The sequence below is a fragment of the Streptomyces sp. NPDC002793 genome (genome assembly GCF_040295485.1).
Taxonomy (GTDB): Bacteria; Actinomycetota; Actinomycetes; order Streptomycetales; family Streptomycetaceae; genus Streptomyces.
Window position 1 is genome coordinate 1 of sequence record NZ_JBEOVL010000012.1, and the last position, 22,048, is coordinate 22,048.

Here is a 22,048-nt window from a genome sequence, read left to right on the forward strand (position 1 = left end):
CGTTATGCAGACCTGCCGCCCGCGAACTGCCCGGCATTGCGCCGGACCGGACGGTGGCCGGACCTCTCATCAGCGTCTCCGACGGCACCTCCCGGACCCGGTGACACCACCCCCCAGGTCATGTCTTCGACAGGGGGACACAGTCATGCCGGGCCCGGAGGCCAGCGGTCCCATTGCAGGACCGCGAAAAAGATAACGGGGGAGGATGTGGCGAATGAGTCACAGTCGTGATTCCGAATACCCGTCAAGTTCCCCCATAGCCGCCCTAATGACCCCGGAATGGCCTTGACGTAGTCCTTAACTCTGGACAGGGTGCTAGGGCAGCACGCTTATGTCTGGGACAGGTGTGATCGGGGGCGGGCGGGATGACCACGGTACGGCGTGGCCCTGCAGTACGAATGACCCCGCAGGGCCGTGGACCGCATGAGGCTGCTCCATCGACGAGATCAGCTACTGGGGGTAGCAACAGATGACCAAGAAGACGCGAATCCGCGTCGCGCGGATAGCCGCTGGTGCGGTTATTGCCGCGGGTGCCTCGCTCACCGCAGCGGGCGCAGCACAGGCCGCGGGCCTCGGCCTGGGTCTGGGAATCGACGGGACCGAGGTCAGCGCCGACGTCGACGTCGACCTGGGCCTCGGCGCCGAGGAGCCCGGTGATGACCCGACCGTAGAGCCGCCGAACCCGGGTGAGACCCCGGAGGAGCCGCCGACGGAGGAGCCTCCCACGGAGGAGCCGCCGACCGAGGAGCCCCCGACGGAGGAGCCTCCCACCGAGGAGCCGCCGACCGAGGAGCCCCCCACGGAGGAGCCCCCGACCGAGGAGCCGCCGACGGAGGAGCCTCCCACGGAGGAGCCCCCGACCGACGAGCCCACCGATGAGCCGACCGACGGCCCCACCGGTGGACCGACCGAAGGCCCCTCCGGTGGGTCCACCGCTGACCCGGTCTACCCGGACGCCGGTGACAACACCGACACGGACAGCATCGGCAACCAGCCGGTCGAGCAGAGCAAGGGCAAGGACGAGCTCGCCGAGACCGGTGCGGCCGAGACCACGTTCCTGCTGATCGGTGCCGCGACGATGATCGCCGGTGGCATCGGCTTCCGCATCCTGCCGCGTCTGGCCGGTGGCGGTCGCACGGCCGCCTGACACCCGTCAGCGCACACTGAAGGGCCCGGGAGAGGCTTTCGACTCTCCCGGGCCCTTCGGCGTACCGGAACCGCTCCTGCGGCCGTACGCGCACGTCTCGGACCCGCCGCTCGCCGGCGGGGTGCCGCCGGACCGCTCAGGCGGCCTGGTGCGCCAGCAGTGCCAGGGCGGCGACCAGGATCACCATCAGCGCTATCAGCATCGCCGGGTTGAGCCCCGCGAACGGTCCCTGGTCCGGCTGCCGCTCCCTGCTGGCCCGGCACACACGGCAACGGCCCTCGTTCACGGGTGCCGCGCAGTTCGCGCACACCAGTCGGTCATAGGTCATGCGCATTCCTCCTCCCGCGCGGCGGGAGCCGCTTCCACGTTCTCTCCGCACAACGCTCCGGGAAACGCAACCGTTCCCCCTACCACTGTGCCAGCTCGCGCGGCTTCGGGCGCGGCCCGTGACCGGGGGCCTCGCGGTCGGATCAGACCGAGGTCCGGCACGCCCCGTTTCGTTCCCTGCCGCTTTCTGTCACAAATCCCTCATTGACGGGCGCCGACTGCACGCCCTCACCTGGTTCGCGTATGGTCACGCTCACCTACCCCCGGCCGACCGTGGTGCATCCGTGATCCGATTCGACAACGTCTCCAAGACCTACCCGAAGCAGAGCCGTCCAGCTCTCCGGGACGTCTCACTCGACATCGAGAAGGGCGAGTTCGTCTTCCTGGTGGGCTCCTCCGGCTCCGGCAAGTCCACCTTCATGCGGCTCATCCTCCGGGAGGAGCGCGCCAGCACGGGCATGGTCCACGTGCTCGGCAAGGACCTCGCGCGGCTGTCCAACTGGAAGGTGCCTCAGATGCGCCGCCAGCTGGGCACCGTCTTCCAGGACTTCCGGCTCCTCCCCAACAAGACCGTCGCCGAGAACGTGGCCTTCGCGCAGGAGGTCATCGGCAAGCCGCGCGGCGAGATCCGCAAGGCCGTGCCGCAGGTCCTCGACCTCGTGGGTCTCGGGGGCAAGGAGGACCGGATGCCCGGTCAGCTCTCCGGTGGTGAGCAGCAACGCGTCGCGATCGCGAGGGCGTTCGTCAACCGCCCCATGCTGCTGATCGCGGACGAGCCGACCGGCAACCTCGACCCGCAGACCTCCGTGGGCATCATGAAGCTGCTGGACCGGATCAACCGGACCGGCACCACCGTGATCATGGCGACCCACGACCAGAACATCGTCGACCAGATGCGCAAGCGCGTCATCGAGCTCGAGCAGGGCCGTCTCGTACGTGACCAGGCGCGTGGCGTCTACGGCTACCAGCACTGAGCATCGAGTACTGAAAGGACGCCATGCGCGCCCAGTTCGTCCTGTCGGAGATCGGCGTCGGTCTTCGTCGTAACCTCACGATGACCTTCGCGGTCGTGGTCTCCGTCGCCCTCTCGCTCGCCCTGTTCGGCGGTGCGCTGTTGATGCGCGAGCAGGTCAGCTCGATGAAGACCTACTGGTACGACAAGGTCAACGTCTCGATCTTCCTCTGCAACAAGAACGACGCCAAGGACGTGCCCAAGTGCGCCAAGGGCGCCGTCACGGCGGAGCAGAAGAAGGAGATCAAGGCCGACCTCGAGAAGATGGAGGCCGTCGAGAAGCCGGTCCTCTTCGAGACGGTCGACGAGGCGTACAAGCACTACCAGGAGCAGTTCGGCGACTCGCCGATGGCCGGCAACATCACGCCGGACCAGATGCAGGAGTCGTACCGGGTCAAGCTGAAGGACCCGACGAAGTACAAGGTGGTCGCGACGGCCTTCGAGGGCCGTGACGGGGTGCAGTCCGTCCAGGACCAGCGGAGCATCCTCGACAACCTCTTCGAGCTGATGAACGGCATGAACGTGGCCGCGATCTTCCTGATGGGGCTGATGCTGGTCATTGCGCTGATGCTCATCGTGAACACCGTCCGCGTCTCGGCGTTCAGCCGGAGGCGGGAGACGGGCATCATGCGGCTGGTGGGGGCCTCGGGCTTCTACATCCAGATGCCGTTCATCATGGAGGCCGCGTTCGCCGGCCTGATCGGCGGACTGCTCGCCTGCGTGATCCTGATAGCGGCGAGGTACTTCCTGATCGACGGCGGTCTCGCGCTCCAGGAGAAGCTGAACCTGATCGACTTCATCGGCTGGGAGGCGGTGCTCACGAAGCTTCCGCTGGTCCTCGCGATCGGGTTGCTGATGCCCGCCGTTGCCGCTCTCTTCGCGTTGCGCAAGTACCTCAAGGTGTGACGAGCGCCCCGTTCGGCATGCGGCCAACAAGCCGTGTGCGGACGGGGCGTTGTCCTACACTCGGCCACATGCCGGGCCATACGTACCTTTTGAAACCCCGCGGCGTCTGCCGCGGGGCGGCCCTGACGCTGGTGTTCGCGAGCGTGCTTGCCACCGCCGCGGCCACCGGGTCCCTGCCCCGCGAGGACGACACGGGCACGAGGATAAAGACCCGTGCGGTCGCCTCCGACGTGGATCCCGTGGACCGCGAGGAGATCGCGGACGCGGTCGCCGACGCGGAGGCCGACGGGAAGTCCGGAGCCGAGGCCGCCGAGGACGTCGTCAGCCGCAGCGGGGACCGCTGGGGCGCGGTGTACGACGAGCGGGAGTACGAGGAGTTCGAGCAGGCCCTCGACGGCTCGTACACCGGGGTGGGGGTCTCCGCCCGCCGCTCGGAACGCGGCGAGGTCACCGTGACCGGGGTCAAGGCCGGTGGTCCGGCGGACCGGGCCGGCGTACGCAAGGGAGACCTGCTGCGCACGGTGGACGGCCGCGCGGTCGGCAAGCGCCCCGTCGCCGAAGTGGTCGCACTGCTGCGCGGGGACCGGACGCGGGCGGCCGAGGGCTCCTCCGTGGTCCTCGGGCTGAGCCGGGGCGCCCACTCCTGGACCACGACCCTGCGCAGGGCCCGCCTCAGCACGGACCCGGTGAGCGTCCGGCGCCTCGGCCCCGATCCTTCCTCCGCCGTACTGATCAAGGTCGCCGCGTTCACCAAGGGCGCCGGCACCGCCGTCCGTGAGGCCGTGGACGAGGCGCCCGGGGACGCCGGGATCCTCCTGGACCTCCGGGCCAACGCGGGCGGACTGGTCACCGAGGCCGTCACCGCCTCCTCCGCGTTCCTGGACGGCGGGCTCGTCGCCACGTACGACGTGCACGGTGAGGAGCGCGCCCTGTACGCGGAGCCCGGCGGCGACACCGGCAGGCCCGTGGTCGTCCTGGTCGACGGCGGCACGATGAGCGCCGCCGAACTGCTGACCGGCGCCTTGCAGGACCGCGGGCGGGCCGTGACCGTGGGGTCACGCACCTTCGGCAAGGGGTCCGTGCAGATGCCCAGCAAGCTCCCGGGGGGCTCGGTGGCCGAGCTGACCGTCGGGCACTACCGCACTCCGGCGGGCCGCAGCGTCGAGGGAACCGGAATCACACCGGACGTCGGGGCCGGTCCTGAGGCCCAGGAGCGGGGCCGGACGGTATTGAGTGGCCTCGGGGGTGGGTCGTAGTGCGAAAATGACCGCACTATGGCCAAGGAAAAAGACACCGGGCGCAAGATGATTGCGCAGAACAAGAAGGCGCGGCACGACTACCACGTCCTCGACACCTACGAGTGCGGCCTCGCGCTGATGGGTACGGAGGTGAAGTCGCTGCGGATGGGCAGGGCGTCGCTGGTCGACGGCTTCGTCCAGATCGACAACGGAGAGGCGTGGCTGCACAACATCCACGTCCCCGAGTACGTCCAGGGCACTTGGACCAACCACTCCGCCAAGCGCAAGCGCAAGCTGCTCATGCACCGGGCCGAGATCGACAAGCTCCAGGCGAAGTCGCAGGAGTCGGGTCACACGATCGTGCCGCTCGCGCTGTACTTCAAGGGCAGCCGCGTCAAGGTCGAGATCGCGCTCGCCAAGGGCAAGAAGGAGTACGACAAGCGCCAGACGCTGCGCGAGAAGCAGGACACGCGGGAGACGAACCGCGCGATCTCGGCGGCCCGCCGGCGCCAGCGCAGCGCCTAGCCGAGCCCGCACCGGACGATCCCGGGGCCCGCGCCCCGGAGCCGCCGGAATACGGTGGCATCCGCGTGCGTTGTTCACGTACGATGGGCCGTGCACCCCACAGAGGGTGTGCGTATTTGAAAAAACAACATGGGGATGATCGGTTTCGACAGCGGATGTCGAAGCAGGGGAAGCGAGTCGAGGAAGCGGCAATGATCTCGTAAACCATATGTCGCAAACAATAATCGCCAATTCCAAGCGCGATTCCTCCGCCTTCGCCCTCGCTGCCTAATTAGCAGCTAAGCGAAGACTCTGCGGAGTGTCAGCCCGGGAGTGATCCCGACCCGGATCCTGGCATCAACTAGGGATCTAAACTTCTAAGCCCGGTCACGGGGCCTAGAAGGAAATCAAACAGTGACTGGGCCTGTCGGAGGCTTGTTCGCGTGACCTCCGGGGCCGAGAAAAGCGTAGCGAACTGCACTCGGAGAAGCCCTGGTTCCGCACCGTTGGACGCGGGTTCGATTCCCGCCATCTCCACCACCCCATGTAAGCCTCCGCCCCGCGAGTTCACTCGCGGGGCGGAGGCTTTTTCGCGTCGTGCGGACGCAGGGGCCCGCAGAGGGCCGGTAGGTAGCGCAGTCGACGTGGACACATCGATGCCGGATAGGTGGACAAGCAGGCGGAAGCTCCCGGTGGGACAGGCGATCTTGGTCGTTAACCCGTCCGCCAGGAGCTTCCGCACGTCCGGACACCGCCTTCCACCCGACCACCGCCTGCCCGGCCAGGTCGGAAAGCGCTCGAGGCCTCGTTCAGCGCGGAGCGATGTCGGTGTCGTCCGTGGAACCGAGCGCCTCATCGAGGAGGCGCGCACCAGGGCCGGCCAGCCAGCGGTCGAAGCGCAGCAGGAAGGGGAATTCCGTGCGCAACGCGTCAAGGTTCGCGTTTCCCGCCAGCCTGCCGTCGTCGACGAGTGCTTCCAACTTGCTGAGGACCTCGCCCTGTGCCGGCAGGCGGCTGTAGCTGATCGGCCGGCCGGCGGCCCGGGTCAGATGCTCGGCCAGGGCCTTGCCGGTGAGAGTGTCACCGGCAATCTCCATGACGCGGCCGACGTAGCGATCGGGTGAGCCGAAGACCGTGGCGACGATGCGGCCGATGTCCCGTACCGCGATGAACTGCATGGCCTGGTCGGGGCGCATCAGGAATGACAGGTGTCCACCCCGGTCGAGACCCGTTTCGGGGGTCACCAGGAGTTCCATGAACGTGGCGGGTCGAATGATGGTGTCGGCGATGTCCAGATTCCGAAGATGGGCCTCGATACGGTTCTTGGTGTCGAGATGGTCGACGCCCGTCGTCGAGCCCGCGGTGACCGCCGAACTGTAGACGAGGTGGGCGACGCCGCAGCGCTCGGCGATGTCCGCCACCGCTGTGCCGAAGCGGACCTCGTCCTCATTGGTCATGTCGGCGCCGACCTGGCCGGAATTCGGTTGGACACTGAAGACACCGTGGGTGCCGGAGAAGGCCGCTCGGAGCGACTCGGGATCCCCGAGGTCACCGCGGACAGTTTCGACGCCGGAGGCTGAGAGGGAACGGGCCCGGTGACCGGACGGATCGCGCACGACCGCGCGCACCCCCCAGCCGTCGGCCCGCAGCGCGGCGGCGACCGAGCCTCCCTGCTGCCCCGTGGCGCCCAGGACGACGACGGTTTTGTTGATATTGGTCATGCCGACCACGCTGCGTTTTCGGCGATCACGGACGTGCTCCTGATGAACATCGCTGATTTCTCCAGGGTTACTGAAAAATGAGTGGGAGACAGGCTGGTCACGGGCCTGCCCCGGGATTCGCGCGGGATGGTCCGCGCCGTGTCCACTACGCTAAAACCTGACGCCAACGTCAGGTGCAAGCGAGGCGCGGAGTCACGTCAGGAGGTCGCGCATGCGGATCGGAGAGGTAGCCGCGAAGGCGGGCGTCAGCGTCAGGGCGCTGCGCTACTACGAGCAGCAGGACTTGCTGTACTCCACCCGGAATCCGGGTGGCCAGCGCCAGTATCCGGCCGGTGCCGTCGAACGGGTCAGGCTTATCCAGCAGCTCTACTCCGTGGGCTTGCCGAGCAGAACCATCCGCGAGGTGCTGCCCTTCGCCGACTCGGGTGAGGCGTCACAGGAGCTGCTGGAGCTGCTCGCGGCCGAACTCGACCGCCTCGACCGGCAGATGGCGGACCTGCGGGACGTGCGGAACCGGTTGCACCACTGCATCACCGAGGCGCGCAATCATGACGGAACAGGAAGTCCATCCTGAAGCAGGGCGGCCCGAGCGGCGCATCGAAGCCCTGCACCACATCAGAGACGTGACCTACGTCGAGGACGCCTCCACCCTCCACACCGGCACCGGACCTCGCGCCATGGCCACCTTCCACAACCTCGCCATCGGCCTGCTCAAATCCTCGGAGCGACCAGCATCGCCAAGACCACCCGGACAATCCGAGACCAGCCCGAACGAGCCCTCCCATTCCTGGGCATCGGCAACAACCCCGGACCGCAGGGAACTTGATCGAGCCCTGCTGTCGGAGGCCACCCGCCGACAGCCACGTGGACAACCCTGCGGGTCGCAACACTAGGTCCTGCGAACTAGGCCGCCTTCCTCCCCGCGGCCGACGCTCTGTTGTCCTCTGTGCGAAAAGATCGTCACATGGAGCGAATCGATATCCTCTCGTTCTGCTGATCACTCTGGCCTTGAGAGGCGTCAACAAAGTGAAAAGCTCGATGCGCTGACGTCTTGTGATGCCGTCAGCGTTATCTGATCTGTGTGAACTGCCTCTTGGTGCGGAGTGGTCTGTGGGGCAGGCCGCTGGGGCCCGTCACGCCGAGCGCGGGCTCGCAGGTAACCGGCCCGGTGGAGTCCGGCAATTCTTTGCCAAAAACAACTCGAAGTAACAAAAACAGGATCACTGCAAAACAGGAGTAATGATGGAACGCTCGCTCAAGCGGTTTGCTGTCGGAGTCATCGCAACGGGAGTTGTGGTGGTCGCCTTGCCGATCAGTTCAGCGGCAGCCATAAACAGCACGCCGTGCGACTCCAGGACCGACATCGTCAAGGTCACCTACAACAACGGCGCCAGCAGCTTCTGCATGGCCAACGCCGGGGTGACCAACAGGCAGTTCTCCAACGTGACCGGGGTCGCCTCGGGAAACAACAAGATCCGGTTCGTGTCCAACGGACGCACCATCAGCATGGACAAGTGGCAGAAGAAGGGCATCCTGGACGGCACTCCGCAGCGCATCACCCGGCTGCGCATCCTTTGAGTGGGCCTGTCCGCCGTTCTCGCTGCTGAGATGCACTGATGTCGGCGAAACAACCGCCGCCTCAGGACGCGGCTCGGCGATGAGGCGACTCGCCGGCCTGCCCAGGTCGTTGCTGTTGGCCATCATGTGCACGAGGCGGTGGCCACGGGCGCACACGGCGGGCGGTCCCCACCCGCGCATACGGGGGTGGGGACCACGACTCGTTCAGAGTTCCGGACCGTTGCCGGCAGCTCTGAGGTCAGGGGGAGGCCGGCGAGTGGCGTGACTCCGTCGTGCACACACTGGTCGAGGACGAGGGGGCGGCCGCCGGTCGTCAGGTGTTGAACAGTCGCCCATCGGGATCCCGGTGCTCGGCTCCCCGTAGAGGTGCCCGCCGAGCGTGACGTCCACGCCCTGGTCGGCAGCCTCCGCAATCTCATGACCGCACCCTGACCGGAACAACCGACCGGCGCCGCACCAGGTGCGCCGCCGTGGCGATGACCAGGGCCAGCGCCGCCGCGCACATCGGCGCTCCGTACCCGGCGACCGTCCCGGCGTGCTCCACCAGCCAGCCGCCCGCCGCCGAACCCGCCGCTATGCCGCCCAGGAGCGCCGTGACGGCGAGCGTCATGCCCTCGTTGATCTGTGCCGCCGGGGTGAGCCGCTGGATCAGTGTCATGCCGGTGACCATGGTGGGGGCCGTGGCCGCCCCGGCCAGCAGCAGGCAGCCGGCCAGCACCGGCAGTGCGTCGGTCGTGGTCGCGGCCAGCAGGGGGAGTGACATCAGGGCCGTCATGCAGGCCAGGCAGAACAGCAGCCTGCCGTGCACGTCCCCGGCGGGGCGCAACGAGCCGTAGACCAGGCCCGCCACACAGGAGCCGGCTGCCTGGAGGGCCAGGATGGCGCCCCCCGCGTGGGCGATGGAGACGACCTCCATCGACCCGAACACCGCCCCCGTGGCCAGGAAGACGATCAGCAGCGCGGGCACGCCCGGGGTGCGCAGCGGTGAGGCCGCAGGTGTGCGGGGCGCCACCGGGGGCTCCGTCGCGCGCTGGGCGGCGAAGACCAGGACGCCGGTCATGAGCAGGATCGCGCCGGTGAGCGTGCCGGCTTCGGGGAACAGCGCCCCGCACAGGGACGCGGCGACGACCGGGCCGAGCATGAAACACAGCTCGTCGGCGGCCTGTTCGAAGGAGTTGGCGGTGTGCAGGGCCCCCGGGTCGCCCCGGTGCAGATGGGCCCAGCGAGCCCGTGACATCCCGCCGGTGTTCGGACTGGTGGCCGTCGCGGCGTACGCGGCGAAGAGCGTCCAGACCGGTGCGTCGTAGTGCACGCAGAGCACCAGGGCCAGCGAGCCGAGTACCGCGATCGCCGTTGCGGGCACCGCGATCCTGGCCTGGCCGTGCCGGTCGACGAGCCGTGCGGTCCAGGGGGCGACCACGGCTGTCGCGGCCAGGCCGGTCGCGGTGACGGCGCCCGCGAGGGCGTACGAACCGTGCTCCCCGGCGATCATGATGACGGCGCTGACGCTGAACATGCCCATGGGCATGCGGGCGAGGAGGGCGCCCGCGGTGAAGGCGCGGGCGCCTGGGGTGGCGAGCAGTCGCAGGTACGGACCCGAACGAGGCAGAGGGGCAGTGGCGGTTTCCTGGGGCACGCGTCCACCCTCGGGTCCGTGCCCCGCGGCGTCCAACACCTGATCAGGGCCCATTGACGCACTGCTGTTGTAGATTGCCGACGTGCCTACCCCCGACATCGACCCCAGGCTCCTCCGCGGCTTCGTCACCGTGGCCGAGGAGCTGCACTTCACCCGTGCCGCCGCCCGGCTCTACGTCGCCCAGCAGGCGCTGAGCCGGGACATCCGCAGGCTGGAGCGCGAGCTCGGCCGGGAGCTCTTCGTGCGCACCACCCGGCACGTGACGCTCACCGGGGACGGTGAGCGCCTCCTCCCGCACGCCCGGCGGGTGCTCGACGCGCACGCCGCCCTCGTCGCCGCTGCCACGGCACCGGCGGACCGGCCGCTGCTCGTCGATCTGAACACCGACGGGATGACGGCGGCGCGGGTGCTGGCCCGGGCGCGGGAGCTCGCGCCGGAGTGCGAGCTGATGGCGCGCTTCGAGAGCGGGCTGACCTGGGCGGCCGGTGAGGTGCTCGCCGGGCGGCTCGACGTCTCCTTCGGCCGCGCCGCCGGGCTGCCTCCGGTGGCGCTCGCCCAGCTCTCCGTACAGCCGGTGCGGTACGAGCCGATGGCTGTTCTCCTGCCCCGTGCTCACCCCCTGGCAGGGCGCGAGGAGGTCGGTCTGGGCGATCTGGCCGGTGAGACCGTCTACGCCGGGGCGGGTAATCCGCGTACGGCCGAGTGGACGGATCTCGCGTCCGGACTGTTCGCGGAGTGGGGCATCGTCCTGGCTCCACCGGCTCCGCTCGCCGTCGGAGTGGCCGAATTCCAGCGGGTCATGGCGAAGACCGGGAACCCCGTACTGGCCGTCGCGGGCTTCCCGCCACTGCCCGGGACGGTGCTGCGTCCGCTCGTGCGGCCCGTCCCGCTGTCGCCGCTGCTGATGGTCTGGCGCAAGGGGCTCGACCACCCCGGACTGACCGCGTTGCGTGCCGCGGTGGAGGAACTCGCAGGGACAGAAGGGTGGATGGTCAGGCCATCTAATTCGTGGCTGCCGGAAGACGATCTCTCACTTATGGATCGCCGTTCATGAACAGCTGGTGATACCGACCTCTGATCTTCGCCGGGGTGCGCTACATTCAAGGTTCGGTACGCGGTGACAGGGGGCGTGCGGGCAGGGTGGGGGCCCGGTCCGATGGCAAGATTCCAGTCATTTCCCGCGCGCCGGTTTCATTGAGTGGGGGAAGTGCGAACATCTGTGGAAAATTGGCGCGAAAACACCCGGCTCGGGCATACGCATGAGCCGAACGAGGTCACCGTCCAACTGGACGGGCTGGGCCGTCAGCTCTCCGAACTGCCCACTCGACCCGGCCCTCCCGATCCGTCCGACGGCCCGGTGTTCGTCGACGAGAGCGGCCGCCGCAGCAAGACGTACCGACGTGCGGGCTGGGTGCTCGCCACGATCTGCGCCGTGTACGCCGTGACGCTCGTGGTCTCCGTCCTCGGGGGGAACTCCAGCGCTCCCTGGCTGCCGCTCTCCGGGCAGGAGGAGAAGGGCTCGGAAGAGGTCGAGGTGCGGCCCGCGCCCGGTGTCGACGTGGTGCAGGAGAGCCCCGCGGCCCTGCCCAGCGCCTCCGCCTCGGCCTCCGACGTCGCCACGCACGCTCCCTCGGACGGCGCACCCACGGCCGGCCCGGCCGAGCCGGGCGCGAGCGCCTCGGCCCCCGTGTCCGTCGAGGCCCCCCAGGACATCACCCCTGCGGACCCGGCTCCCGAGGCGCCCTCCTCCGACGAGCCGTCCGCCGAGTCGTCGCCGTCGATCACCGCGGAGCCGTCCGTGGAGGAGAGCCCGCCGACGTCCCCGGACCCCTCGGAATCACCGGTGCAACCACAAGAAGGCGCTCAGTAGATGACAACCCCCGTTTCGCGGGGCAGGCACAACCCGAGGAAGAAGAAGCGGACCGTCCGGCGCAGACTTCCCATGCGCTACCTGCTTCCCTCGGTCCTCCTTGTGGCCCTGCTCTCCATGCTCATGCTGCGCGGATACGTGCACAGCGAGATCCTCGCCGACCACCGCGTCCAGGCTCCCGCCCCCATCACGCAGGTGCCGGACGACGTGCTCGAAGGCGGCCCGGTCATAGACGCCCGAAGACCGGGCAAGCCCGCCGAGACGCTCCGGATACCCGACCACAGGATCGTCCTGACCTTCGACGACGGCCCCGACCCCGTCTGGACCCCGAAGGTCCTGGACGTGCTCAAGGAGCACGACGCGCACGGCGTCTTCTTCGTCACCGGCACCATGGCCTCGCGCTACCCGGACCTCGTGCGGCGGATGGTCGACGAGGGGCACGAGATCGGGCTGCACACCTTCAACCACCCCGACCTCTCCTTCCAGACCACCAGCCGCATCGACTGGGAGCTCTCCCAGAACCAACTGGTGCTCGCGGGCGCGGCCGGCATCCGCAGCTCCCTGTTCAGGCCGCCGTACTCCTCGTTCTCCGAGGCCATGGACAACAAGTCCTGGCCGGTCACGCAGTACATCGGCAGCCGCGGCTACCTCACCGTCGTGAACAACACCGACAGCGAGGACTGGAAGCGCCCCGGTGTCGACGCGATCATCGAGCGGGCCACGCCCGAGCACGGCGACGGCGCCATCATCCTGATGCACGACTCCGGCGGCGACCGGTCCCAGACCGTGACCGCCCTGGGGAGGTTCCTGCCCCAGATGCAGGAGCGGGGCTACGAGTTCACTCACCTGACCGCGGCGCTCGGCGCCCCCAGCGCGCACACCCCGGTCACCGGGTTCGCGCTCTGGAAGGGCAAGGCCTTCGTCGGGGCGGTGACCATCTCCGGGCACGTCACCAGCGCCCTGGTGGTCGGTCTCGCGGTCATCGGCGTCCTGGTCATGGTCCGCTTCGGGCTGATGCTGCTGCTCTCCTTCCTGCACGCCAGGAAGGTGCGCCGCAAGGGCTTCAGCTGGGGCGATCCGTTCACCCGGCCCGTGTCGGTCCTCGTCCCCGCCTACAACGAGCGTGCGTGCATCGAGGCCACCGTGCGGTCCCTGGTGGCCAGCGACCATCCGATCGAGGTCATCGTCATCGACGACGGCTCGACGGACGGCACGGCCGACCTCGTCGAAGCGATGTGGATCCCGAACGTCCGGGTCGTGCGCCAGCGCAACGCAGGCAAGCCCGCGGCCCTCAACAACGGCATCGCGCACGCCCGTCACGACATCGTCGTGATGATGGACGGCGACACGGTCTTCGAGCCGTCCACCGTGCGCGAGCTCGTGCAGCCCTTCGCCGACCCCAGGGTCGGAGCCGTCGCGGGCAACGCCAAGGTGGGCAACCGCGACTCGCTGATCGGCGCCTGGCAGCACATCGAGTACGTCATGGGCTTCAACCTCGACCGCAGGATGTACGACCTCCTGGGCTGCATGCCCACCATCCCCGGTGCGGTCGGTGCGTTCCGCCGGGGCGCGCTGGACCGGATCGGCGGCATGAGCGAGGACACCCTCGCCGAGGACACCGACGTCACCATGGCGCTGCACCGCGACGGCTGGCGCGTCGTCTACGCCGAGAACGCCCGGGCCTGGACGGAGGCCCCCGAGTCCGTGCAGCAGCTGTGGTCACAGCGCTACCGGTGGTCGTACGGCACGATGCAGGCCATCTGGAAGCACCGCCGCGCGGTCATCGAGCGGGGGCCATCGGGCCGCTTCGGACGGGTGGGGCTGCCCTTCGTCTCCCTGTTCATGGTCGTCGCCCCGCTGCTTGCGCCCCTCATCGACGTCTTCCTGCTGTACGGACTGGTCTTCGGCCCGACGGGGAAGACGGTCGCGGCCTGGTTCGGGGTCCTGCTGGTGCAGGCCGTCTGCGCGGCGTACGCCTTCCGGCTCGACCGGGAGCGCATGACCCATCTGATCTCGCTGCCGCTCCAGCAGATCCTCTACCGGCAGCTGATGTACGTCGTGCTGCTGCAGTCCTGGATCACCGCGCTCACCGGTGGCCGACTGCGCTGGCAGAAGCTGCGGCGCACCGGCGTGGTGGAGGCGCCCGGCGGAGCGCCGACCCGCCGCAAGGACACACACAAGGACCGGAGGCCGGTGGCATGACCTACCCCGACGCCACGTACACGGCGCACACCGCGCCGCCGCTGCCCACCGCCGAGGCCCGAGCCACCCCGGCCAGGCCCGGACGTGACCGCTATCTCGACCTGCTCAGGGCCGTGGCCCTCGTCCGCGTGGTCGTCTTCCACCTCTTCGGCTGGGCCTGGCTGACCGTCCTCTTCCCGTCCATGGGCGTGATGTTCGCCCTGGCGGGTTCGCTGATGGCCCGCTCGCTGGCCCGGCCGGCCGGAAGCGTGATCCGTGGCCGGCTGCGCAGGCTCCTCCCGCCGATGTGGGCGTTCTCGCTCGTCGTCGTGCCGATGATGTTCGCGCTGAGCTGGAAGCCCGTCCGGGAGGAGGGGCTGTGGTGGTTCATCAAGCTCGGCAGCTACCTGTTCCCGATCGGCTCGCCCCCCTTTCCCGGGGAGAGCGGCTCGGAGGGCGGCTGGCTGGAGCTGAGCTGGGCGGACCAGGCCGCGGGACCGCTCTGGTACATCCGGGCCTACCTCTGGTTCGTCCTGGCCTCGCCCCTCCTGCTCAAGGCGTTCCGCAAGCTGCCGTGGGTCACGCTGCTCGCCCCGATCGCCCTCACCGCCGTGATCGGCACCGGCCTGGTGACGGTGCCCGGCACCCTCGGTGAGGGGCTGCTCGACTTCGCCGTGTTCGGGTCCTGCTGGATCCTGGGCTTCGCGCACAACGACGGACTGCTCAAGGAGATCCCGCGCTATCTGGCGGTGTCGTGCGCCGCGATCGTCATGGGCTTCGGCCTGTGGTGGGCGTCCGGGCACCTCACCGCGGAGGGCTGGAACCTGGACGAGATCCCGCTCGCCCAGGCCACCTGGTCCCTCGGCTTCTGCGCGATCCTCCTCGTCTACGCCCCGTCCTGGCAGAAGCTCCCCGGCAGGCTCGCCGGCTGGGACAGCCTGATCACGCTGGCCAACAACAGGGCCGTGACGATCTACCTGTGGCACAACCTGCTGCTGATGGCGGCCGTGCACCTCGTGGACCAGCTCTGGTCCGTCCCGTGGTTCGGCGACACGTTCAGCACGTACATCGACCGGTCGTACGAGGTGCTGACCTTCCTCGCGATCTGGCCGCTGATCGGTCTCGCGATCCTGGCGTTCGGCTGGGTCGAGGACGTCGCCGCCAAGCGCCGGCCCCGCCTGTGGCCGAACGGGGCGGACCGGAGGCGCCGGGCCTGACCGGCCGGCGTGGGGTGCTCACCGCGCCCCACGCCGGCGAGTGAGAGCAAGGTTGCGCACCGGTCACCTCACGGCACCGCACCGAAACGCGGACTCCCTAGCGTCGGCAGGACAACACCCCGACCCCTGTGGAGGCGCGTGATGGCCGGTCGTTGGATCGAGCAGTGGGAGCCGGAGGACGAGACCTTCTGGCGCGCGACGGGCGAGAAGGTGGCCCGCCGGAACCTGTGGTTCTCCGTGCTCTCGGAGCACATCGGCTTCTCGATCTGGTCCCTGTGGTCCGTCATGGTCCTCTTCATGGGACCGGAGTACGGAGTCGACCCGGCCGGGAAGTTCTTCCTGATCTCCACGGCCACCCTGGTCGGCGCCGTCGTCCGGGTGCCGTACACCTTCGCGGTCGCCCTGTTCGGCGGGCGCAACTGGACCATCTTCAGCGCGCTGTCGCTCCTGGTGCCGACGGTCGCCGCGTTCTGGGTGATGGAGCCCGGCACCTCGTACACCACGTTCCTCGTCGTGGCCGCGCTCACCGGCATCGGCGGCGGCAACTTCGCCTCCTCGATGACGAACATCAACGCCTTCTTCCCGCTGCGCAAGAAGGGCTGGGCGCTCGGGCTCAACGCGGGCGGCGGCAACATCGGCGTACCGGTCGTCCAGCTCATCGGCCTGCTGGTGATCGGCACGGCGGGCGCCGCGCACCCACGGATCGTGCTCGGGGTGTACGTGCCGCTGATCCTTGTCGCCGCCCTGGGCGCCGCGCTCAAGATGGACAACCTCCGCCCCGTCCAGAACGACACGGGGGCTGCGCTCCAGGCCGTACGCGAACCGCACACCTGGATCATGTCGGTGCTCTACATCGGCACCTTCGGCTCGTTCATCGGCTACAGCTTCGCCTTCGGGCTCGTCCTGCAGACCCAGTTCGGCCGGACCCCGCTGCAGGCCGCCTCGCTCACCTTCATCGGCCCGCTGCTCGGCTCCCTGATCCGGCCCGCGGGCGGCTGGCTCGCCGACCGCTACGGCGGTGCCCGCATCACCCTGTGGAACTTCGCCGCCATGGCGGCGGCGACCGGCGTCGTCGTCCACGCCTCCGGAATCGAGTCGCTCCCGGTCTTCCTCGTCGGCTTCATCGCGCTGTTCGTGCTGACGGGGCTGGGCAACGGTTCGACGTTCAAGATGATCCCGGGCATCTTCCACGCCCACGGCCTGGCCAAGGGCCTGCGCGGCGAGGAGGCGGCGGCGTACGGGCGTCGGCTCTCCGGCGCGGCCATGGGACTCATCGGGGCGATCGGCGCCCTGGGCGGTCTCGCGATCAACCTGGCGTTCCGTCAGTCCTTCGCGAGCTCGGGCGCCGGGACGGCCGCCTTCTGGTGCTTCCTCGGCTTCTACGCCGTCTGCTTCACCCTCACGTGGGCGGTATACCTTCGGCGTACCGCAGCGGTGGCCACGAAGCCGCAGCTCAGCTATGCCGAGGTGTGAGCGTGACCACAGTGTGTCGCAGGACGTAACGGGCGGGAAATACAGGAGAACCGAGACTGTCACGCAGGGTTGACAGTCTCGGTCCTCCGCATCATCGAGCACCAGCGGGACGAGAGCCGGGTATCACGCCATGCACGACGACGACGCACAGCACGGGCCCCTGGCGGGCTTCACGGTCGGGGTGACCGCAGCCCGTCGCGCCGAGGAGCTCGGGACGCTCCTCACGCGCAGGGGCGCCGCGGTCCTGCACGCGCCCGCACTGCGGATCGTGCCGCTCGCGGACGACAGCGAACTCCTGGACGCGACCAAGGATCTGATCGACCACGCCCCCGACGTCGTGATCGCCACCACCGCCATCGGTTTCCGGGGCTGGGTCGAGGCCGCCGACGGTTGGGGCATCGGTGACCGACTCCTCGAACTGCTGCGTGGCATAGAGCTGTTGGCCCGTGGTCCGAAGGTCAAGGGCGCCATCCGGGCGGCCGGGCTCACCGAGGCGTGGTCGCCGCAGTCGGAGTCGATGGCCGAGGTGCTGGACCGGCTGCTGGGCGAGGGCGTCGCGGGCCGCCGGATCGCCCTCCAACTGCACGGCGAACCCCTGCCCGGCTTCGTCGAGTCGCTCCGCGTGGCGGGCGCCGAGGTCGTCGGCGTACCCGTCTACCGGTGGATGCCCCCGGAGGACATCGCCCCGCTCGACCGCATGCTCGACCTCACCGTCGCCCGGGGCCTGGACGCCCTCACCTTCACCAGCGCCCCCGCCGCCGCCTCCTACCTGAACCGGGCGGAGACCCGCGGCATGCTCCCCGAGGTGCTGTCCGCCCTGAGCCACGACGTCGTCACCGCCTGCGTCGGACCGGTCACCGCCCTGCCGCTGCAGGCCAGGGGCATCGACACCCTCCAGCCGGAACGCTTCCGGCTGGGACCGCTCGTCCAGGTGCTCTGCGCCCAACTGCCCGCCCGGGCCCGTGCGCTCCCCGTCGCGGGCCACCAGGTCGAGATCCGGGGCCACGCGGTGCTGGTCGACGGAGCCCTGCGCCCGGTCCCCCCGGCCGGCATGGCCCTGCTCCACACGCTGGCCCGTAGGCCGGGCTGGGTGGTCTCCCGCGCCGACCTGCTGCGGGCGCTGCCCGGCAGCGGCTCGGACGAACACGCCGTCGAGACGGCGATGGCCCGGCTGCGTACGGCGCTCGGGGTGCCGCGGCTGATCCAGACGGTCGTCAAGCGGGGGTACCGGCTGGCGCTGGACCCCTCGGCGGACACCAAGTACGACACGCCCTGACGGCAGGATTACGGTCAGGGAATGATCAGTGACACCCACCCCCTGACCGACGGGGTCCGGCTGAGGCCCGTGACCCTGGACGACGCCGCGTCGTTCGCCGAGGCCCTGACCCGCAGCCGTGCGTACATGCGCCGCTGGGATCCCGTGCGCCCCGAGCTCTACTTCACTCCTGAGGGCCAGCTCCAGCGGCTGACGGGCCTGCTGGCGGACCGGGACGCTGGGCGCGTGATGCCCTGGGCGCTGGCCGACGACGAGGACCGGGTGGTGGGCGCCGTGACGCTCGGCGCCATCGAGCGCGGGCCGTTCCGCAACGGCCGCCTCGGCTACTGGACCGACGTGGGACGGGCGGGCCGGGGACTGGCCACGGCCGCCGTCACCCGGGTCTGCGAAGCCGCGCGGGACGACCTGGGCCTGCACCGGGTCGAAGCCGGGACGGTCCTGGACAACGCGGCCTCGCAGCGGGTGCTGGCCAAGTGCGGCTTCGAGCTCTACGGCACCGCGCCGCGTTACCTCCACATCGACGGCGCGTGGCAGGACCACCGGCTGTTCCAGCGCATCCTGCACGACGGCCCGCCGCAGAGCTGAGCGGGCGTACGGCGCGGCGCGGGCCCGGGCGGCAGGAGGGGTTCCGGGGCGGGCCGGATGCGGGCACTCTGGGGGTGACTCCCTCTCCCCCCACAGAGGACCCCCGAGGCGGTGACAGGCTCATGGCGGCGGGCACGGGCGCACCCGGACGGCGGTTCGACTCCGGTCGCGCCTGTCTGGACCTGGTGGCGACGGGGCCGGAGACCTCCGGCTCGTACGAACTGCTCGATTCCCCCGCGCGGCTCGCCGCCTGGCTGGTGGCCGCGCGCCTGGTCCCGCCCGGGACACCGCTGGCAGCCGTCGACGACACCTGGGCGGCACGCTTCCGCCAGTTGCGCACGGGCATCGACCGGCTGATGTCGGCCCAACTGGCGGGCACGAGCGCCGACAGCGCGCTGGAGCGGGTCAACGCGCTGGCAGCGGGAGCCCCACCGGGTCTGCGGGCCGTGCGGGGGCAGGGCGGAGCGCTCGTACGGGCGCTGAGCGACGAACCGGCGTGCGGGGCGCTGCTCGCCGCGGTGGCCAGGGACGCCGTGGACCTGCTGACGGACCCGGTCGCGCGGGCGGCGTTGCGGCGGTGCGAGGGAGACGCCTGCCGACGGCTCTACCTGGACACCTCACGGGGCGGACGACGCCGCTGGTGCTCCAGCGAGGTCTGCGGCAACCGGGAGCGGGTGGCCCGGCACCGACGCCGTGCGAAGGCCCTGCGGTGACGTGAAACGCGACCCGGGCGACAGGTGCGCTCGGGCCCCCCTTTCGCGTACGGTTGACGGCTGCCCAGTGCACGTCAGAAAGGGGCCTCGGTGGCCGCGCAGGATGCCGCTGTCGATTCGTTGCGGGACCGGGAAATCGGAGTCGAACAAGAACATCTGGACCGGGTCTACCGCCGTCTCGAAGAGAAGATCGACGAGGCGGAATTTCTCATGCAGGACGCCAGTAAACGGGGCCAGGTAGGCACCCCCGGGGCACTCGCGGAACGGGACGCCCAGGTCTTCCGGGCCGGAGTCCACCTCAACCGGCTGAACAACGAGTTCGAGGACTTCCTCTTCGGGCGGATCGACCTGCTGCGCGGCAAGGACGGCGAACGCGGCCCGGACGGCGCCTTCACCTCCGTGGAGGCGGCCGACGACGCCGTGGGGGAGGACGACACCGCCGAGATCGCGGAGACCCTCCACATCGGCCGCATCGGAGTGCTCGACTCCGACTACGCGCCGCTGGTCATCGACTGGCGCGCACCCGCGGCGGCGCCGTTCTACCGTTCGACGCCCAAGGAGCCCGGCAGGGTCGTACGCCGCCGGGTCATCCGCTCCAAGGGACGCAGGGTCCTCGGGGTCGAGGACGACCTGATGCGCCCGGAGCTGACCGCACGGCTGAAGGGCGACGAACTGCCCGTGATCGGTGACGGCGCCCTGATGGCCGCGCTGGGGCAGGCCCGCAGTCACACGATGCGGGACATCGTCTCCTCGATCCAGGCCGAGCAGGACCTGGTGATCCGCGCGCCCGCCGCGTCCGTCACCGAGGTGTCGGGCGGCCCCGGCACCGGCAAGACGGCGGTGGCCCTGCACCGGGCCGCGTACCTGCTCTACCAGGACCGGCGGCGGTACTCCGGCGGCATCCTCGTCGTCTCCCCGACCCCGCTCCTGGTCGCCTACACCGAGGGGGTACTGCCCTCGCTCGGCGAGGAGGGCCAGGTCGCGATCCGTGCGGTCGGCTCGCTGTCCGACGAGGCCGCGGGCGTGGAGGGGGCGACCACCTACGACGAACCCGCCGTCGCGCGCATCAAGGGCTCGTCCCGGATGCTCCACGTGCTGCGCAAGGCGGCCCGCGGGGCGCTGGAGCAGCCCGCGCCCAGGCCCGCCCCCCAGGAGGGGCAGCTGGAGTTCGGTGAGGCCCCCGCCGAGGCCGGCACCCCGACCCGGCTGAGGGTGGTGGCCTTCGGTGCCCGTGTCGAGCTGGAGGCGGACGAGCTCCGGCGGATCCGGCACAACGTCCTGGGCGGCACCGCGCCGGTCAACCTGCTGCGCCCGCGCGCCCGCAAACTGCTCCTGGACGCCCTGTGGAACAAGTCGTCGGGCCGGGGCCGCTACACCGACCCCGGGCTGGTGGCGGAGCTGCGTTCCTCGTTCGACGAGGACGTGTCCACCGAGACCCCGTTCCTGGCCTTCCTGAACGCCTGGTGGCCGGAGCTCACGCCCCGCAGGGTGCTGGCCGAGATGTCCGACGAGCGCCGGCTGAACCGGTGGGCGCGCCGGATCCTCAACCAGGGCGAGGTGCGCCGCCTCGCGCGTTCGCTGAGGCGGCTGGACGAGGACGGCAAGGGTCCGCTCTCCGTCCACGACGTGGCGCTCCTGGACGAGCTGCAGACCCTGCTGGGGACTCCGGCCCGCCCGAAGCGGAAGCGGGAGGCCGACCCGCTGGACCAGCTCACCGGTCTGGAGGAGCTGATGCCGCAGCGCGAGGAGACGCAGTGGGAGCGGGCCGAGCGGCTGGCGGCGGAGCGTACCGAGTACGCCCACGTCATCGTGGACGAGGCGCAGGACCTGACCCCGATGCAGTGGCGGATGGTCGGCCGCCGTGGCCGGCACGCCACGTGGACGATCGTCGGTGACGCGGCGCAGTCCTCCTGGTCGGACCCGGACGAGGCGTCCGCCGCCCGTGACGAGGCGCTCGGCAGCCGGCCGCGGCGTCAGTTCACCCTCACCGTGAACTATCGCAACCCGGCGGAGATCGCCGAGCTCGCGGCCAAGGTGCTGGCGCTGGCCATGCCGGGGATGGAGTCCCCGGCGGCGGTCCGCTCGACGGGTGTGGAGCCGCGCTTCGTGACGGTGCGGGACGGGGACCTCGCCTCGACCGTCCGCGAGGAGGCCCGCAGGCTGCTCGCGGAGGTGGACGGCACCGTCGGCGTGGTCGTCGCGATGAACCGCCGTGCCGAGGCCCGTGCCTGGCTGGAGGAGCTCGGCGAGCGGGTCGTGGCGCTGGGCAGCCTGGAGGCGAAGGGCCTGGAGTACGACGCCACGGTGGTGGTCTCCCCCGCGGAGATCGCCGACGAGTCCCCGGCGGGACTGCGGGTGCTGTACGTGGCACTCACCCGTGCGACGCAGCAGCTCACCGTGGTCTCGGGGGAGCGCGACATGCCGGACGAGGACGGTGTTCCCGACCTGCTGAGGGACTGAGGGGCGGCGGCCGGCTCCCGCGCGCGGAGTACTTTCACGGGTCGTCCCGTCGCGCGGGAATCACTTCTCCGGGGTCTTTGTTAGCCTGGAGTCGGCACCGGCTCGATCCAAGCCCCCGGGCCCAACCTTAGTCGCTTCGAGCGACCACTTGCCGCGAGGCGAGCATGGCGGGCCGGTGTCACCTGACTGAAGAAGACAGACCCG

The 22,048-nt window shown here is 69.9% G+C and carries 19 protein-coding genes and 1 other RNA gene; 17 read left to right on the plus strand and 3 right to left on the minus strand.

Going from position 1 to position 22,048, the window contains the following annotated elements; translation table 11 throughout:
• Positions 1-469 precede the first annotated feature (469 nt).
• Complete coding sequence (locus ABT001_RS13900; protein WP_351276393.1) at positions 470-1,147, plus strand: LPXTG cell wall anchor domain-containing protein; 678 nt, start codon at positions 470-472, stop codon at positions 1,145-1,147.
• 136 nt (positions 1,148-1,283) lie between these two features.
• Here the strand turns inward: ABT001_RS13900 and ABT001_RS13905 are convergent, their stop codons facing one another.
• On the minus strand, positions 1,284-1,475 hold the full coding sequence (locus tag ABT001_RS13905) for a hypothetical protein (protein ID WP_351276395.1): 192 nt from the start codon (positions 1,473-1,475) through the stop codon (positions 1,284-1,286).
• A gap of 283 nt (positions 1,476-1,758) precedes the next feature.
• Between ABT001_RS13905 and ftsE the strand changes: the two genes are divergently transcribed.
• The 5 genes from ftsE (at position 1,759) to ssrA (ending at position 5,674) form a co-directional block, all read left to right on the plus strand.
• Entirely contained in the window at positions 1,759-2,448 is a 690-nt protein-coding gene (gene ftsE / locus ABT001_RS13910) for a cell division ATP-binding protein FtsE (RefSeq protein WP_351276397.1), read from the plus strand.
• A 23-nt stretch (positions 2,449-2,471) separates the two neighbouring features.
• Positions 2,472-3,392 carry a permease-like cell division protein FtsX gene (gene ftsX, locus ABT001_RS13915; RefSeq protein ID WP_351276399.1) on the plus strand — a complete coding sequence of 307 codons (921 nt, stop codon included), beginning with the start codon at positions 2,472-2,474 and terminating at the stop codon, positions 3,390-3,392.
• 68 nt (positions 3,393-3,460) lie between these two features.
• Positions 3,461-4,648 carry a S41 family peptidase gene (locus ABT001_RS13920; protein ID WP_351276401.1) on the plus strand — a complete coding sequence of 396 codons (1,188 nt, stop codon included), beginning with the start codon at positions 3,461-3,463 and terminating at the stop codon, positions 4,646-4,648.
• An 18-nt stretch (positions 4,649-4,666) separates the two neighbouring features.
• Positions 4,667-5,155, plus strand: a complete 489-nt coding sequence (gene smpB, locus ABT001_RS13925; protein WP_351276403.1) for an SsrA-binding protein SmpB — start codon at positions 4,667-4,669, stop codon at positions 5,153-5,155.
• 131 nt (positions 5,156-5,286) lie between these two features.
• Positions 5,287-5,674, plus strand: a transfer-messenger RNA (tmRNA) gene (ssrA, locus tag ABT001_RS13930).
• A gap of 269 nt (positions 5,675-5,943) precedes the next feature.
• Here the strand turns inward: ssrA and ABT001_RS13935 are convergent.
• Entirely contained in the window at positions 5,944-6,855 is a 912-nt protein-coding gene (locus ABT001_RS13935) for an NmrA/HSCARG family protein (RefSeq protein ID WP_351276405.1), read from the minus strand.
• Between the two features lie 211 nt (positions 6,856-7,066).
• Here ABT001_RS13935 and ABT001_RS13940 point away from each other — a divergent pair, with 211 nt between their 5' ends.
• Both ABT001_RS13940 and ABT001_RS13945 read left to right on the plus strand, forming a co-directional pair.
• Complete coding sequence (locus tag ABT001_RS13940; protein WP_351276407.1) at positions 7,067-7,429, plus strand: MerR family transcriptional regulator; 363 nt, start codon at positions 7,067-7,069, stop codon at positions 7,427-7,429.
• Positions 7,430-8,097: 668 nt separating this feature from the next.
• Positions 8,098-8,433: a beta/gamma crystallin domain-containing protein gene (locus ABT001_RS13945; protein ID WP_351276409.1), complete on the plus strand. Its 336-nt coding sequence runs from the start codon at positions 8,098-8,100 to the stop codon at positions 8,431-8,433.
• Between the two features lie 415 nt (positions 8,434-8,848).
• Here ABT001_RS13945 and ABT001_RS13950 read toward each other — a convergent pair whose 3' ends face one another.
• Positions 8,849-10,123 carry an MFS transporter gene (locus ABT001_RS13950; RefSeq protein WP_502967470.1) on the minus strand — a complete coding sequence of 425 codons (1,275 nt, stop codon included), beginning with the start codon at positions 10,121-10,123 and terminating at the stop codon, positions 8,849-8,851.
• A 28-nt stretch (positions 10,124-10,151) separates the two neighbouring features.
• On the opposite strand from ABT001_RS13950, the gene ABT001_RS13955 reads away from it, so the two are divergent.
• The 9 genes from ABT001_RS13955 (at position 10,152) to ABT001_RS13995 (ending at position 21,844) form a co-directional block, all read left to right on the plus strand.
• Positions 10,152-11,123 (plus strand): LysR family transcriptional regulator, encoded by a 972-nt coding sequence (locus tag ABT001_RS13955; RefSeq protein ID WP_351276413.1) that lies wholly within the window; start codon positions 10,152-10,154, stop codon positions 11,121-11,123.
• 165 nt (positions 11,124-11,288) lie between these two features.
• Positions 11,289-11,939: a hypothetical protein gene (locus ABT001_RS13960; RefSeq protein WP_351276415.1), complete on the plus strand. Its 651-nt coding sequence runs from the start codon at positions 11,289-11,291 to the stop codon at positions 11,937-11,939.
• On the plus strand, positions 11,940-14,141 hold the full coding sequence (locus ABT001_RS13965) for a bifunctional polysaccharide deacetylase/glycosyltransferase family 2 protein (RefSeq protein WP_351276417.1): 2,202 nt from the start codon (positions 11,940-11,942) through the stop codon (positions 14,139-14,141).
• On the plus strand, positions 14,138-15,337 hold the full coding sequence (locus ABT001_RS13970) for an acyltransferase family protein (protein WP_351276419.1): 1,200 nt from the start codon (positions 14,138-14,140) through the stop codon (positions 15,335-15,337). The genes ABT001_RS13965 and ABT001_RS13970 overlap by 4 nt, the downstream gene beginning before the upstream one ends.
• 141 nt (positions 15,338-15,478) lie before the next feature.
• Positions 15,479-16,810, plus strand: a complete 1,332-nt coding sequence (locus ABT001_RS13975) for a nitrate/nitrite transporter (protein WP_351276421.1) — start codon at positions 15,479-15,481, stop codon at positions 16,808-16,810.
• Positions 16,811-16,940: 130 nt separating this feature from the next.
• Complete coding sequence (locus ABT001_RS13980; RefSeq protein ID WP_351276423.1) at positions 16,941-18,086, plus strand: uroporphyrinogen-III synthase; 1,146 nt, start codon at positions 16,941-16,943, stop codon at positions 18,084-18,086.
• A gap of 21 nt (positions 18,087-18,107) precedes the next feature.
• Positions 18,108-18,671 carry a GNAT family N-acetyltransferase gene (locus tag ABT001_RS13985; RefSeq protein ID WP_351276425.1) on the plus strand — a complete coding sequence of 188 codons (564 nt, stop codon included), beginning with the start codon at positions 18,108-18,110 and terminating at the stop codon, positions 18,669-18,671.
• A gap of 122 nt (positions 18,672-18,793) precedes the next feature.
• Positions 18,794-19,384: a CGNR zinc finger domain-containing protein gene (locus ABT001_RS13990; RefSeq protein ID WP_351276427.1), complete on the plus strand. Its 591-nt coding sequence runs from the start codon at positions 18,794-18,796 to the stop codon at positions 19,382-19,384.
• Between the two features lie 90 nt (positions 19,385-19,474).
• A complete protein-coding gene (locus ABT001_RS13995) occupies positions 19,475-21,844 on the plus strand; it encodes a HelD family protein (protein WP_351276429.1) in 2,370 nt (789 codons plus the stop codon).
• The last annotated feature ends 204 nt before the right edge of the window (positions 21,845-22,048 follow it).